Origin of the sequence: Roseivirga sp. UBA838 (assembly GCF_002296035.1) — a bacterium.
GTDB classification, from domain to species: domain Bacteria; phylum Bacteroidota; class Bacteroidia; order Cytophagales; family Cyclobacteriaceae; genus Roseivirga; species Roseivirga thermotolerans.
In genome coordinates this window covers 60126-76283 of sequence record NZ_DBHC01000053.1, presented here as the reverse complement: position 1 = coordinate 76283, position 16158 = coordinate 60126, and the positions used below count along the sequence as shown (strand labels likewise).

Genomic DNA, 16158 nt, shown 5'->3' with positions numbered 1-16158 from the left:
CTAATCTTAAACGATGATGAAAAATTTAATTCGAGCCATAATGGCCCTGGCTGTGACCAGTTTGACACTCACTTCTTGTGGAGATGATGAAGACGATGCGGTAGCAATTGCGATTAGTGCACCAGCCGAAATTACCCTCGGAGCAGGCTTTCAGCAGACCCTTGCTATCGATGCTACCGGTAGTGGTCTTTCTTCAGCTACGGTAACAATATCTAAAGAGGGAACCAATGTACTTACTGATGAACTGACCCTTTCAGGAGATGAGGCTGACCTGGACTTTTCCTTTACCATTAATGAGACAGGCGATTATACCGCTGTAGTTACTGTAACAGACGGTAGTGGGGCTACTCAAAGTGCCAACATAGCTTTAACCATTGCCTGCATGCCTACACCAGACCATGTGGTGGCGTCAAAGATTTCGTTTGTGGCCGAAGTACCTTCCTTTACCACCGGTTCTGTAGGAGTGGTAGGTCAGTTTACAGATTGGGGAAATAACCCGGATGTCAGCCTGACCAAAGTGGGAGAATCGGATTGCTACTGTGGTACCGTAGAAACCACTATTGCTGATGGTGGATTTAAATTGAGGCTTGATGGTACCTGGGATAAAGTTGAAAAAACATCAGATTGTCAGGAAATTTTGAACGGTGAAAACCGTACAACTACGGCTGTTGCCGGAGATACCGTGGCTGTAGTAGTAGCCGAGTGGAGAAACAGCGACCAATTCGGAGGAGGCTGCGGAAACTAATATCCGGTTTCATACAATCCGCTTGGGGAGACTGTCTACCCTCATCTATGGTCAATTGCAGTCTTCCCTTGCAACTCAACAAAGTTACCCTTCATGCGAAATTTCTTTTCAGCACTTCTTCTTCTTCTTTTGCAGTCTGTTGCTACTGCGCAAATTGTGCGGATAGAACCGGCCAGTGCCACAGCCGATGATCAAATTAAAATAATTTATGATGCCACTCAGGGAACCGGAGGTTTGGTGGGGGCATCAAAAGTATATATGCATGGTGGGGTAATAACCAGCTCGCCAACGGCTACAACCTGGGACGAAAACTACGTAAAGGGTAACTGGGGCAAAGACGATGGAATTGGTCTGATGACTAAGGTACAAGGTCAGAACGATTTATGGGAAATAACCCTTGATGCTCCTGCCAGAGCTTACTACGGAGTACCATCTACCACTACTGTTTTTCGTTTGGCCATGGTTTTCCGAAATGCCGATGGCTCGGCAGAAGGCAAAGGAACACCCGGAAGCTTTGAGGGAGGACAGGTAGCTTCTAATGGCGATATATTTATAGACCTTGCAGTTGATAATTTTGTAACTATAAAGCAGCCTGCTACTACTACCCACTTTATAAAATCGGGTGAGCACATAACCATTAGTGCCGAAGCTTCTTCAACCGTGAGTCAAATGACAATAGCCATTGATCAAGGGCAGGGTTTCGAAAATAAAGCCAATGTAAACACGGGGACTACCATTAGCTACAATTTTAGCCCTTCAGAAAGCTTTAGAGGAACCCTTCGGGTAACGGCCACCATCAACGGAGAGCAAGTACAAGACGAACAACCGTTCAATGTAAACATTACCGATGCCACCACTGTGGCCGAACTTCCGCAGGGAGTACAGAAAGGAATTAACTATGATGATGAGGATCATAGCCGGGTAACCCTGGTTCTGGAAGCTCCTGGCAAAGACTTTGTCTACGTGGTAGGTGATATGAGCAACTGGGAGGTTCAGCCTGAATACCTGATGAATAAAACACCCGATGGAGAGCTATTTTGGCTTACACTGACCAACCTGACGGCAGGAAAAGAATATGTATTTCAATACTGGGTAGAAGGAGCCATTAAAGTGGGAGATCCTTATGCCGATAAAGTGGCCGACCCCTGGAACGATCAATACATACCCTTATCGGTAAACAATCAGATACCAGACTACAACCTGACCGAAAACGCCATTGCCACCACCTTTCAAACAGGTCAGGCACCCTACCAATGGCCGGCAACCGAGCAAAACTGGGAAAGACCGGACGCCAAAGACCTGGTGGTGTATGAACTTTTGGTGCGCGATTTTGTGGGCAGCAGAAGCTACAAAGATCTCATAGATACGTTGGACTATATTCAAAATCTGGGCGTAAATGCTATTGAGCTAATGCCGGTTATGGAGTTTGAAGGCAATGAATCATGGGGATATAATCCTATGTACTTTTTTGCTCCCGACAAATACTATGGTACCAAAAACGATTTAAAGGATTTTATAGCAGCCTGCCATCAGCGTGGATTAGCGGTTATTCTGGATATGGTGCTCAACCATGCTTTTGGACTTAACCCAATGGTGCGTATGTATTGGGACGGCTCTAAACCTTCGGCAGAAAGTCCCTGGTTCAATACCGAGGCAACCCACCCATTTAATGTCGGGTACGACTTCAACCATGAGAGCCCTTATACTCAGGCTTTTGTTGATTCCGTGAATGCCTACTGGCTGAGGGAATATCATTTTGATGGTTATCGTTTCGATTTATCTAAGGGCTTCACCCAGACCAAAAATACCGATGTAGGTGCTTGGTCTGCCTATGATCAGTCCAGGGTAAACCTGCTCAAGCGCATGGCCAATAAGCTGTGGCAGGTAGACGAAAAAGCCTATGTAATACTGGAACATTTTGCGGCTTCCAACGAGGAAGATGAACTGGCAGAGGCCGGTATGCTGCTTTGGCGAAATATGGGCTACAACTACTGGACGGCTTTGGGAGGAGAAGCTAACTCTTCTTTCGATGGGGCTACTGCCGAAACACATGTGAGCTATATGGAAAGCCACGATGAGCAGCGCCAATTGTGGGAAGTGTATGAAAACGGACTTGCCAACGGTGTTTATAACACACGCGATACCACCATTGCTTTGGAACGATTAAAAATGAATGCTGCCTTTCTCTACACTCTGCCCGGCCCTAAAATGCTGTGGCAATTTGGAGAGCTTGGCTACGATATAGATATTAATTTCAACGGAAGAGTGGGCAACAAACCTTTGCCATGGGGGCAAGACGGCCTGCAATACTATAATGATCAGCTGAGGAAGCATGTATACAATGCCTTTTCTGCCATTTTGAATCTTAGGAAACAAATCAATGCCCAAGATAACGTTTCCTATACCTATGATTTTTCAGGGAATGAAAGGTTCATACATGCTGACTCAGACGATCTTGATGTGTTGATTGTAGGGAATTATGGTTTGGAGGCATCATCAATTAACCCATCCATAGCCACAGGTAGCTCTTGGTACAACTATTTTTCTGGTGAGACCATACCGGCCGGAGCTTTTGAAAAAGACATAAACCTCGCACCCGGTGAATTTCGAATATATACCTCAAATAAAATTTCGGATGGATTTCATCAGGTGGTTGAGGCCTATGAGTTACCGGTTACTATTAGCCCGGCCAGCTTCTTTGTTGAAGATGAGATAACCATTACGTTCGATGCCACCAAAGCTCATCCGGCAGGTACTGAGGGTCTGGTGGGAGCCGAAAAGGTATATATGCATGCCGGTATAGTGTTTGAAGATTTCAATGCTACAACACTGGAAAACGAAGTGGGCAACCATACCGATGATGGTGTAGGTTTAATGACTCGTGTGGATGGAGAAAATGACATGTGGCAAATAACCCTTACCCCGAAAGACTATTTCTCTATTACCTCGGGAGAGGCGGTTAAATTAGGCATGTATTTCCGAAATGCCGATAACTCTAAACTTGGTAAAGGCTTTAGAGGCCAAACTATATTTTTTGCAATAGAAGTTGATGGGGAGTTAATTACCATTACTCCACAGCAGTTTGATCAGGATACGGAAATAACACTAACCTATGATGCTCGCTTTGGCAATCGCGGATTGCTTAACGCGCAGCAGGTATATATGCATTCGGGCGTTATTACAAGCTCGGCCAATGGAACTTCATGGGATGAACAACACGTGGTGGGTAACTGGGGAGCAGATGATGGAGTTGGTGAAATGACACGCTCCACAACCAATAATAATCAGTGGCAAATTACCCTTACGCCCAGTAACTATTACGGTTTGGGACAAACTAAGCTTGCCTATCGCCTGGCCTTTGTTTTTAGGAATGCCGATGGTAGTAGAAAAGGTACTGGTACTGCAGGCGACTTTGAACACGGAGTGGTATTAGAAAACGGAGACATACTTTACGATGTTCCGGTATTGAAACAGATCACGGGCTTGGAGGAGGAACTGCCCGGCTTCCGGTATTATCCTAACCCCGCCAGCGGTATCATTCATTTCGATGGAGAAATCCCTGGCCAGATTAAAGGTCTTGAGCTGCGCACTCTAAAAGGAGAAGTGGTTGTTCATCAGTCTGTTGCAAACAACAGTCTCAGTCCATTAGATATTTCCGAACTTCCAAATGGCCTTTACCTGCTTAGGATAATTACCGAACAAAAAGGATATACGCTCAAGGTATTGGTAAGTCGTTGAAAGCATAAGGTGGTGCAGGCCAATGGCCCGCACCGAATTTTTTTATAGGGTTACTTACTTATGTCGCAAGAAGTGCATTTCTGAACCTTACCTCCATTTGTGTCTTCACAAATGGTTGTAACGCTGTGAGGACACAGCTTGTGGCTAGTATACTGGAGCTAACAAATGCGATCTAAATGAGTAACCCTATTTTTTATTCAAAGCGCATGTGCTTCACAGAGTCACCCGAATCTCTCAATTCGCGCAACGCGTCAATACCAATTTCCAGGTGAGCGTTCACATAATCAGCACTAACCTTCTTGTCGCTTTCTTCGGTTTTTACACCCTCAGGAATCATAGGGTTATCCGACACAAGCAGTAGGGCACCTCGCGGAATTTCATTCACAAAACCTACGGTAAACAAGGTGGCCGTTTCCATATCTATGGCCATAGCCCTGATTTTCCGCAGGTATTTCTTAAAGGCCTTGTCGTGCTCCCACACCCTTCGGTTGGTGGTGTAGCAAGTGCCTGTCCAATAGTCCATGGCGTGCTTCTTAATCATGGAAGATACTGCCCGCTGCAAACGGAAGGAGGGAAGAGCAGGTATTTCCACCGGCATATATTCATTGCTGGTTCCTTCGCCACGAATAGCGGCAATAGGCAAAATAAGATCGCCCAGTTGGGTTTTCTTTTTCAACCCCCCACATTTACCAAGAAATAGAACGGCACGTGGGTGAATGCTGGAAAGCAAGTCCATAATAGTGGCAGCCATTGCACTCCCCATACCAAAATTGATTATGGTTATGTTCTCGGCTGTAGCACTTTGCATGGGTTTTCCTTCTCCCATTACTTCCACGCCAAACTTATCTGCAAACATTTCTACATACGAAATGAAATTGGTAAGTAGAATATATTCTCCAAAATCCTCCAGAGCCACACCTGTGTAGCGGGGTAGCCAGTTTTCAACTATTTCTTGCTTGTTTTTCATAGAATAATGTTTGGTGTAATTAGATTTGCCCAATGTTGCAACTCAACCTGCCGACATACGCCTATCGGCTTGAGAATAGAGGCGGCAAGTTATTTATTTTCGATCCCATTCGAAAGAAGTTCGTTCAATTGACTCCTGAAGAATGGGTTAGGCAGCACATGCTCAACCATCTTATGGTCAATTTGGGTTATCCTGCGGCCCGTACTCGCGTGGAGTCGGGCTTGAAATATAATGAACTGCAAAAACGCAGCGATATTCTCATTTATGACCAGAAGCTCAAACCATTGGTACTGGTAGAATGTAAAGCACCTTCTGTGGCTTTGGGACAAAACGTGGTGGAGCAAATTGCCGCGTACAACAAGGTTTGTCAATCCAGGCTGGTAATTATTAGTAACGGTATACAAACCTATGCTGGTTTATGCTCAAGCGCTAATGAGCCAACCCAAATGTTGAGTACCATACCTGACTACCAACAGTTGAAAGTGATGTAGGGAAATTGTATTTTTCTACATGAGTTGGATCAAGAAGATTGGTTTTCTTACGGCTTTTATCATTCCCTCGCTCACTGTGCTGGGCTTTTATTCCGGGGGTTATTGGAACTGGTTGACGGTTGCCTTTGTGTTTGTGCTCATTCCTTTGGCCGATCATCTGATAGGAGAAGACCCTGAAAATTTAAGTGAGAATGAAAGTTTGCTTCTGGCCGAACAGTTCTATTATCGATTTATCACTTACGTATGGACTTTTTTTCAGGTAGCCTTTGTCTTATGGGCATGTTGGATGGTTGCCTCACATTCCCTCGACCTTATGGAGTGGATTGGCTTTACCCTTAGCTGTGCCCTGGTAACCGGGGGCATAGGCATTACTGTAGCTCATGAGTTAGGCCACAAGAAGTCGGGCTGGGAGCGGTTTTGTTCCAAACTACTACTAATGACGGTATGCTATATGCATTTTTATATTGAGCATAACCGTGGACATCATGTCTATGTGGCCACACCTCGAGATCCGGCTACGAGTCGTAAAAATGAGCCTTTTTATCGTTTTTGGATACGCTCGGTTTTCGGTAGTTATTTTAGTGCCTGGAAACTGGAAAAGGAAAGGTTGAGCCGCAGAAAGCAAGGGTTTTTGAGCCTCAGGAATAATATGCTCTGGTTTACTGTTCTACCCCTTATTTTTTGCGCCCTGATTGTGCTGGCCGCAACCTGGTATTTGCAGGAAATGGCCTGGCCGGTGGTGGTGTTCTTCTTTGGTCAAAGTATTTTGGCATTCACACTCCTGGAGTTGGTAAATTACATTGAGCATTATGGAATAGTGCGAAAAGAGCTTGCCCCCGGGCGATATGAAAAGGTGAACCCAATGCATTCCTGGAATTCTAACCATCGGTTGAGCAATTTTTTTCTTTTTCAATTACAACGGCATTCCGATCACCATGCCTATGCCATTAAGCGCTATCAGGTATTGAAGCACTACGATGAATCGCCCCAGTTGCCTTCAGGTTATCCGGCCATGATTTTACTGGCGGCCTGTCCTCCATTATGGTTTCGGTGGATGAATCCAAAGCTAAAGGCCTGGGAGGAAGAAGTATACAACGCTAAAGGTAGTGGATGAAGCCCACTGGGTGATGGCTCATGAACTGTCAGGGATAGGTTAGGGACGCAAGATGGTTCGGAAACCCAGGTGAGGCATTCCGGTATCCGGTGCCGCAGGCATTTTGGCCGATACTCTGTAGCTGGAGCAATAGCTGTCGTTGCATAAAAATGAACCGCCTTTGATCACATGTTTAATTGCATACGGAGCTGCCGGATCATAACTTCTTTCAGGGCCTTGCGGGTTACTAATAGTTCCTTTTAATGCCAGTTGCTGATAATAGTTGGCATCGTAAAAGTCGCTGCACCATTCCCATACGTTACCTGCCATATCGAACAGGCCGTATCCATTGGCCGCAAAGACCCCGACAGGACTGGTGTGCTCAAATCCATCGTCTACCGTGTTATTTAGAGGAAAATTGCCCTGCCAGTAGTTGGCCATAGGTTTGTTCTCAGGGATTAATTCATTACCCCAGGGGTAAATATGGCCTTCCTTTCCGCCCCGGGCAGCAAACTCCCACTCTGCTTCTGTAGGTAGCTCTTTACCTGCCCATTGGCAGTAGGCAAGCGCATCGTAGTAGGCAATGTGAACTACCGGATGGTTCATACGGTCTTCAATGCTGCTTCCCGGGCCCTCCGGCTGGCGCCAGTTTACATGGTTTTTCCATTGCCACCATTGAGCATAGTTATGCATGTCTTCTACTTGCGGGGGACTGTAGAATACCAATGAGCCCGGGGCTAACAGGCTGTCAGGCGGTTTTGGAGTGCCGGGAGGCAGCTCTTTTTTCATGGTTTCCCAGTCCAGTGCCCGTTCGGCTAAGGTCTTGTATCCGGTGGCTTGGGTAAAGGCCAAAAATTCTGCATTGGTGACCTCGTACTTATCCATCCAGAAACCTCCTACTTGTACTCTATGTGGTGGTTTTTCATGGGCCATTGCCATTTTATGCTCTGCTCCCATGGTAAAAGTTCCCCCTTTTATCCACACCATATGGGTGGTATCTGTATAGCCTCTATAGGGTATTTGTGCTATTTCCGATGCGTAAGGTTCGGGTATATAGGCGCGCATTGAAGACGCAGATTGCTCTGTTGTGGGTTTGGGCTGACAGCTTACTATGAGCCAAAAGCAGGAACAGAATGAAAGCACAAATTGCCGCATATTCGATGCCTTATTTAGTCAGAGGGCAATTTAGGCATTAACAGGCTTTTTAATAGATTATAGGCCGACCAATTGAGAGTGAAAATTAGCGGTAGTTTGGGATATTTAAGCCCAGAAAAATGTCGCGTCTTGCCCAAAAGAAACCATTCTCTTCTTTGAGATTAACAATACCATTTCCGCCTCTGTTTTTCCTGTCTTTGCGAATACTTTGGCTCAAGAGTTCGTCATTTTCAAACATTATATCGTCAATGTAATATTCTCTTTTGCCGGGCTCTTTTATGGTAAGGTGTACATGGGCTGGAGCTGTTCGGCCGGGATAGCTTCCAGGCCTGAAGGTATAGAAGGTATATTGGCCGTTTTTATCGGTTATAGCCCATCCTCTTATGTAGCCATGTCTTCTGCCCCAACCTGTTTCATTGCCCCGGGTGGGGTATATTCCTTCACTATTGGTGTGGTAAGCATAAATAATAACGCCTTTGGCAGGGGTATGGCCGTCTTTTTGAAATACGGTTCCCTGAATAATCATTTGAGGAGCCCCCTCTTTAAACCCCGGTAGAGTATCGGTAGATGTCAACGTTTTGTTGCCGTACTCTAATAATGCCTCGCAACCCTCGCAGGGGCCTCCGAGTATCTGTGCCTGAGAGTAGAGAGGCCACAGAAGTAAGCCAATGAACAAGTTTCTCATAGCTGGGTGAACGATAACTACCTTGGTCAGTTGGTTCTTTTCGATCAACAACCGGGTTCGCAGGACATATAGAAGCTTATTCAAGTACTACCCGTTCTTGGTGTTGTTAGCGGTGAGGGGCTAGTTGGTTGTTTAGTCTACATGTCGAATAGTATTAGGGCTTTAATCCGTAAGATGGATATAAGAGTATATTGGATTGATTGCTTCCATTTTCTTTTTAACGCCAGAAAATACGCGGCACGTTGGTTCTGACAAAAACCATAGTCCATTTTATCTCTCAGATAAGAAAGGAATACCCTTTTGATTTATATTTTTTTCTCTTTCTCCTTCTTCTTCTCGAAGAGCTTGGTCTCATGTGATATAGAATGAACCCTAGAGCAATACCAATGAATAAACCTTACAGATTGGTAGTCGGTGGTCATGTAAAGGATTTTATCTAAAGTAATACATAGTAATGATGTTTTATCTTTAAATACTTCTTTTTGACCCGATACCGCTGGGCAAGGGCTTTATTTGGGTTGAATTTATTGATAAAAGAAATTCTGGTCTTAGTCTGGAAAATATTGGGTGGTTTTTATCACAAAACCTTCTTGGTACCCAACAGCTCCTATTGAGTAAATAGTATTTCGCTTCTTTCCGAAATTCCGTTTTCATCAAAAGCTTCCACCTGGTAGTAGTAGCCGGTGTCTGTATTGAGAGCTCTAAGTTCATAGCTATTCGCTCCATAGATCATGGCAGAAAGGTTCAGTTTGTCTTCGGCTATACCCCAATAAATGACATAGCCTGTGGCACCCTCAACGGTATCCCAGCTCAAGTCTGCATTTCTCCGGTCTTTTTGTCGGCTCACCTTAAAGTTGGCAGGGGTTTCGGGTAGGTCCTCTTTGCCGTTGCCAAATACCCTGAACTCGGAGATGGAGAGGTACTCATTGGTGCAGTATACATGGTTGTAGCGCACATAGCGGGCTTCAATAGCTTGGGGTAACTCAATGTATCCGTGGGGCATGTCGCGCATGTTTTCAGAGTAGTCTGCAATGGTCTGCCACTTGTTGCCATCAATAGAGGCCTCTATTGTAAATTGCTGTCTCAGCGTATCCGGACGCCCGAATATTTTACTGTTAAAGTCTTGAAAGTTGATCTGGATAGCTTTTACATCCATGGTTTTCTCTAAATCTACTTCCACAAAAATGGAATCGTTGTTGGCCTCCGATACCCAATAGGAGCGAATTTCTTCATCGTTTATTTTACGGATATCGAACTCCCTAATTTGCCCGAGCATATAGCCCGACTCGCTTTCATCTACCACGTTGATTTCCTGACTCACCAGGCCTGAGTTTGTGCGTACCGGCTTGTTGTAGCTAAGGAGCATCCACCCGGTAAATCGGTTTTTGTGATCTTCCACGGGTGTACCGGGCAAATAGTGAGGATAGTCTCCATAGGCAGTATTCACGTACATTTGACCGTTTTCTTCGAATCCGGCAGGGTACATCCCTATTCTTCGCTCAAACTTATAGTTTACTGAAATGGCCATTGTAGCGTAGTGCCAGTAATTGCCATTATTATCGCGTACGGTGCTGCCATGCCCCGAGCCTTTCAGAAATCCTCCGGGTTTGTAAGAAATTGGGTTGTAAGGAGCATATTCAAACGGCCCCAAAGGGCTTTTACTGGTATATACTCCATCGGCATACACGTTCCACTGAGTTCCCGGAGCACCATATTCCAGGTAGTAGGTGTCTCCATGCTTTACCATCCAGGGACCCTCTATAAATGGCTGGATTTCCGATTTATGATCTTGCCCAAAACGTTCCCACCCATGTTTTTCGGGCTGAAGGTAAAGTAAATCGGTCTGTTCTCCTTTGGGAATATAGTAGTTGTCCGGGTCTAGCTCTACTCCCCTGATAGGGAATTTGTTAGACGACTCCTCATAGAGGTATACTCGGCCATCATCGTCAGTAAACAGCATTGGGTCCTGCACGCCATTGGGCGTATTAATCACTGCAAAGTTGGTTTTCCAATCGCCCAATTCCGGGTTGTCTGTTTCGATGACCGCGCCCCTACCCGAAGGGTCGCCTAATACCAGAATTTTTCCGTCTCTTACAGTGGCAGCAGGAGCATTACTGCCGTTGAAATACCAACTCCGGGGTCTGATAAACCGCCAATTGCTCATGTCTTCAGAGGCCCAATAGCCGTGAGAACGGGTAACAAACATGTAGTAGGTGCCCTTAAAGTTCACAATGGCCGGGTCGGCACCCGAGCGATAGGAAACGTTGTTGTTGGCCCTGTAATGCGACATGTAGGTGTAATCGATGTCTAGTGGGTTGCAATATGTTTTATAGTGCTTTTGCTCCTGAGCCGTAGAAAATGACACTTTTGGCTGGTGCTGTTCTGGGCCTGAGCAGGCGAGAAGGAGCAGAAGTGGGAAGAACAGGTTAATGCTTTTCATAGAAATTTATGTATTGATCCTTATAGGGTTGTGTTAGGGTTGAAATGATTATTCTGACACGTTTGTTGCGGCCGATATACTCAATAAAACCATACCTTGATGAGCGTAGCCACAATCATTAAAACCGAAATAACTTTGGCCCACAAGTGGGCTTTAGTGTTTACTCTTATAAACCGGGCCGCACCATAGGCACCTATTACCTGACCTATGGCCAGCAACAGGGCTGGCTTCCAGAGAATGTGGTTGGTAAAGGCAAAATACAGTGTAGTGGGAATGGTATAAATGAGTACGATAAGCAGTTTGTACGTATTGGCCTCCTGATAGGGCATACGGTATACTCCGGAAAGTATAACCAGAATGAGAATGCCCACGCCTATCTGTATAAAACCACCGTACAAACCACCGAGAAATAGCAAAATTGCAGCCCAGCCCGAACTACCGGAAAATGATAGTTTCGATCTTCTGGTTAGTGAGCCGGGTAAAAGAAACGAAATCAGCAAGGCTACCATTACTATCGTAGCCATTAGGTTGAAGGATGCGTTGGACACCTGAGTGGCGCACCAGGCACCCGCCATAGCTCCGGCTACGGTAGAGAGAATTGGAGTGAGTTTAAACTGACCATGCTGCGAAGAAATAGTCTTTCGAAGCACCAACACTCCCGTTAGGTTTTGAAAGAAAACCCCGGGGCGTGTAGTGGTATTGGCCATTACCAACGGAATACCCGTGAGGGTCATTACTCCCATGCTGAACAGTGTGCCACTACCGGAAATGGTGTTCACTATTCCCGCCAATATGCCTCCGGCTATAAGCAATATTTCGTTGGTCCAATTCACTCTTTAAAAGGTGCCCCTGTACAAATGGTCGAACCGCGCTCCCGTGCCATCAGTCTTTAGTGGAATTTGCATTCCACCTGTTTCTTCAAGCCAGTTAAAAAGGTCGGTGCGAAGTTGTTTGGCAATGTCGCGATACGCTTCGTCCCTGATTAGATTATTCATCTCCCAAGGGTCGTTCTCCAGGTCATAAAGCTCGTTAATGTCCCACAAACCATAGTAGCGTATAAACTTATATTTGTCTGTTCTTACCGCATGTACTGTAGGAGTTTGCGGAAATGGCCGCTCCCAGAAGTACTCATAATAAATGCGTTTTCTCCAGTTATCGGGATTCTCCCCTTTAAGAATAGGTAAAAAGCTCTCTCCATCCATATTGGTGGGTTTTTCTAAACCGGCCATGGCTAATATGGTGGGGCCAATGTCTATGTTCTGAATCATTTGCTTCACCTTATTCTGCTTAATTACATCTTTTCCGCCATAAATGAGCAGCGGCACCCGAATGGATTCTTCATAGGCATGTCGCTTGTCAATAAGGCCGTGCTCACCAAAAGAAAAGCCATTATCGCCCATATAGAATACAATGGTATTGTCAATCTGTCCGCTCTTCTCCAGTTGGTCAAGCACGGCTGCAATGCTTTCATCTACCGAAAGTAGCGTTTCGGTATAAAGCTGGTAAAACTCATCGAAACCAATCTGACCATGATACATATAGTCTACACCATGCCAGCTGTTGCGTTGTTTTTTTACCCAATCGGGTACATCGGCATAGTTGTAGTCTTTGTTCTTTTCAGGAAACATGGTAGGCGGATAACTCGGTTTGGTATTGGCATATACTCCCTGGTGTCGTTTGGCCGGTTTAAAGTCGGCATGTACGCCTTTGTGTGATAAATAGAGGAAAAAGGGCTTTTGGCCGTCTCTTTCGCTTAGCCATTTAACAGCCTCTTCGGTAAGTAAATCGGTAATGTATGTGCTGTCGCTAAAGGTTTTTTCAACCCCATTGATGTTAATGAGTGGGTTGTAATAATTGCCCTGACCTTTAAGGCTAAACCAATGATCAAAGCCCTTTCGAGGGTCTGCATGGTGTTCACCCATATGCCATTTGCCCATAAAGGCTGTTTCGTAACCGGCTGCCTGAAGGTATTGGGGGAAGAACTTAATACTATCAGCAATAAGCGACTGATTGTCTACCACCTGGTGGTGGTGCGATAGCTGCCCCGTGAGAATGGAAGCCCGGCTGGGCGAACATAGCGAGGTGGTAACGAATGCATTTTCAATATGGGCCCCTTCGCGTGCCATTTTGTCCATTGCAGGAGTTTCTAAGAAAGGTACTTTACCAGTAAAACCCATGAAGTCGTAGCGATGGTCATCACTAAGAATAAAAACTACATTCATGGGTTCTGTCCCTTCAATGTGCTTTAAAATCAAGTCGTTTTTTTGTTCGCCCCTTGGGGCAGAGCAAGCCAATGCTACCAGATGCACCAGCGCCAGCAGACTTAAAAGTTTGGTTGTGGAATTAGTCATGGTCTTAGTTTTTGATTGTACAATGGCATAGGTGAGGTCGATGGTTGCCCAGCGTGCAGGGTTCCCACCGACCTACCCATAAGATGCCGTCCGCATTGAATTTCCAGTTTTCACTCACGGCTGTATTTTTTCTGCCTTGCCCATTGACAGAAATTCCGGTGAATGATTCCAAGGGGGCTGAAACGATGATTGCACTTCTGGAAAAGGACGGCATTTTTCTTTACTTAAGCTTAAAGTCGGCCTCAAGCCCTGTGGAAGAGTTGGGGCCAATAAATACTTTGAAATCCCCCGGTTCGGCTTCAAAGCGCATATCTAAAGTATAGAATGCCAGGTCTTTAGCGCTAAGGTTAAACGACACGCGCTTCGATTCTCCGGGTTTAAGTTTAATTTTCTCGAATCCTTTGAGCTCTTTTACCGGGCGGGTTACGCTGCCCACCATGTCTCGCACATAGAGCTGTACTACCTCTTGGCCCTCATAGGTTCCCGTGTTGGTTACCGTGGCCGAAACGGTAAGGGAGCTATCGAACGATAGCTCAGAGCTGCTCAAGCTAATGTCGCTGTACTCAAAGGTGGTGTAGCTCAGTCCGTAGCCGAAAGGATAGAGCGGCTCGTTAGAAACATCCAGGTATTTACTGGTGTATTTGTTGTCGGCACTAAAAGGGCGGCCTGTATTCTTCATGTTATAGTATATGGGAATCTGACCCACGTTTTTAGGAAAAGTTATGGTGAGTTTGCCGGCCGGATTATGGTCTCCGAAAAGCGTTTCAGCAATGGCTTTTCCAGACATTGTGCCCAGATGCCAGGCGTTCATAACAGCAGGAATGTGTTCGTCAATCCAATTGATGGTGAGTGGCCTGCCAGCCATTACCACTGCGACTATGGGTTTGCCAAGCGCATGTATAGCTTCTATAAGCTCTTGTTGCGGTCCTGGCAGTCCTATTTCCGATCGGCTGGCTGCTTCTCCGCTTTGGGTATAGTCTTCACCTATGGCCATTATAACTACATCCGATTTTCTGGCTGCTGCCAGAGCTTCAGCAAAACCCGACCGGTCGTCTCCACTAAAGCCGGCACCACGTGCATAGTTGATTTTTACTCCGGGAGCAATTTGCGCTATGCCTTCTTTTAGAGTAATCACTTTAGAGGCATCGCCAGCTACATGCCAGGTGCCTAGCATATCTTTGCGGTTATCGGCCAATGGACCAATAAGAGCTACTGAGCCAAGTTTTTTAGAAAGTGGCAAAAGATTACTTTGGCCTTTGCTTGCCGGTTGGTTTTTGAGCAGTACAATAGACTCTTTTGCGGCCAATAACGCATGATTCATTAATTCTTGAGAATATAGCGTTTGTTGCTCCCTGTCTTTGTTTAGGTATCGGTAGGGGTCTTCAAACAATCCCAGTTTGTACTTCATTTCCAACACCTGTCTTACATACTCATTCAGTGTAGACTCTTCAATCTTTCCTTCGGCAATCAGTTCCGGAATGTAACGGCTGTAAAGCCCTCCCTGCATATCCATTTGTACGCCTGCTTTAAAGGCCAGCTCTGCGGCCTCTTTCTCGTTGGCTACTACTCCATGAGGCACCATTTCATTGATAGATGTGTAGTCGGTTACCACAAAGCCATCAAAACCCCATTCATTGCGCAATATTTCTGTCATCAGGTAGTGGTTGCCAGAAGCAGGCACTCCATCCAACTCGTTAAAGCTGGTCATTACTGTGGCGGCACCGGCCTCCAGAGCGGCTTTGTAGGGAGGTAAATAGTTCTGCCTCAATTCCCGGTCAGACATATCCACTGTATGATAGTCGCGCCCTGCCTGGGAAGCTCCATAGGCGGCAAAGTGCTTTACGCAGGCCAAAATGGTGGTAGGGTCGGCAAGGTTTTTACCCTGTATGCCCCTAACCTTGGCAGCACCAATGAGTGCACCTAGGAAGGGGTCTTCGCCACTACCTTCTGCAATGCGGCCCCAACGAGGGTCGCGCGCAACATCAACCATGGGGTTGAAGGTCCAGTTGACTCCGGCAGAGGCGGCTTCTTTGGCGGCCAGGTGAGCCGATTTTTCAATAATATCAAGGTCCCAACTAGAAGCCTCGGCCAGAGGAATTGGGAAGGTGGTTTTATAACCATGAATTACATCCAAGCCAAAGAGTAGAGGAATACCCAGCAGTGTTTCTTCAACAGCTATGCGCTGCAGCTCACGGGCGTAGTCTACGGTATGGGCATTAAAGAGATTACCGGCCCTGCCAGCCCTCAATTCGTCCATGTAGTCATCGCGCAATACAGGTCCTGTTACATCCCAGCCACTGGTGTAGAGGGTGAGCTGTCCGGCTTTTTCTTCGATGGTCATTTCTTGAATGAGCGAATCGATGAACCGGCTCATAGGGTCTGAGCTGCCCGATGGGTTTTCGCAGCCATTTAGGGCCATGAACCCCATGATGCTTACCAGGAGTATAAGAGGTGTGCTTTTATGGATGTTGAATGAATGCATTGCGGGTATAG

At 46.0% G+C, this 16158-nt stretch carries 11 protein-coding genes; 4 read left to right on the top strand and 7 right to left on the bottom strand.

From position 1 onward, the window contains the following. Positions 1–13 precede the first annotated feature (13 nt). The gene (locus tag B3O12_RS18620) at positions 14–745 is read left to right on the top strand and encodes a hypothetical protein (protein WP_286757384.1); all 732 of its coding nucleotides are present in this window, start codon (positions 14–16) and stop codon (positions 743–745) included. A gap of 93 nt (positions 746–838) precedes the next feature. Beyond that, on the top strand, positions 839–4483 hold the full coding sequence (locus B3O12_RS18615) for an alpha-amylase family glycosyl hydrolase (RefSeq protein ID WP_286757383.1): 3645 nt from the start codon (positions 839–841) through the stop codon (positions 4481–4483). Between the two features lie 193 nt (positions 4484–4676). On the opposite strand, the gene B3O12_RS18610 is transcribed toward B3O12_RS18615, so the two are convergent. Next, positions 4677–5450 (bottom strand): AMP nucleosidase, encoded by a 774-nt coding sequence (locus tag B3O12_RS18610; protein WP_189630458.1) that lies wholly within the window; start codon positions 5448–5450, stop codon positions 4677–4679. A gap of 32 nt (positions 5451–5482) precedes the next feature. On the opposite strand from B3O12_RS18610, the gene B3O12_RS18605 reads away from it, so the two are divergent. Together B3O12_RS18605 and B3O12_RS18600 are read left to right on the top strand one after the other, a co-directional pair. Next, the gene (locus B3O12_RS18605; RefSeq protein WP_286748084.1) at positions 5483–5941 is read left to right on the top strand and encodes a type I restriction enzyme HsdR N-terminal domain-containing protein; all 459 of its coding nucleotides are present in this window, start codon (positions 5483–5485) and stop codon (positions 5939–5941) included. 19 nt (positions 5942–5960) lie between these two features. Then, entirely contained in the window at positions 5961–7055 is a 1095-nt protein-coding gene (locus B3O12_RS18600; protein ID WP_189630460.1) for an alkane 1-monooxygenase, read from the top strand. A gap of 39 nt (positions 7056–7094) precedes the next feature. Here B3O12_RS18600 and B3O12_RS18595 read toward each other — a convergent pair whose 3' ends face one another. The 6 genes from B3O12_RS18595 to bglX form a co-directional block, all read right to left on the bottom strand. Further along, positions 7095–8099, bottom strand: coding sequence for a formylglycine-generating enzyme family protein (locus B3O12_RS18595; protein WP_286757382.1), 1005 nt, complete (start codon positions 8097–8099; stop codon positions 7095–7097). A gap of 175 nt (positions 8100–8274) precedes the next feature. Beyond that, a complete protein-coding gene (locus B3O12_RS18590; RefSeq protein ID WP_286757381.1) occupies positions 8275–8874 on the bottom strand; it encodes an intradiol ring-cleavage dioxygenase in 600 nt (199 codons plus the stop codon). Positions 8875–9481: 607 nt separating this feature from the next. Further along, positions 9482–11314, bottom strand: a complete 1833-nt coding sequence (locus B3O12_RS18585; RefSeq protein WP_286757380.1) for a family 43 glycosylhydrolase — start codon at positions 11312–11314, stop codon at positions 9482–9484. A gap of 80 nt (positions 11315–11394) precedes the next feature. Continuing rightward, entirely contained in the window at positions 11395–12147 is a 753-nt protein-coding gene (locus tag B3O12_RS18580) for a sulfite exporter TauE/SafE family protein (RefSeq protein WP_286757379.1), read from the bottom strand. A gap of 3 nt (positions 12148–12150) precedes the next feature. Continuing rightward, on the bottom strand, positions 12151–13665 hold the full coding sequence (locus tag B3O12_RS18575) for a sulfatase family protein (RefSeq protein ID WP_286748077.1): 1515 nt from the start codon (positions 13663–13665) through the stop codon (positions 12151–12153). 220 nt (positions 13666–13885) lie between these two features. After that, positions 13886–16147: a beta-glucosidase BglX gene (bglX, locus tag B3O12_RS18570; RefSeq protein ID WP_286757378.1), complete on the bottom strand. Its 2262-nt coding sequence runs from the start codon at positions 16145–16147 to the stop codon at positions 13886–13888. Between the last annotated feature and the right edge of the window lie 11 nt (positions 16148–16158).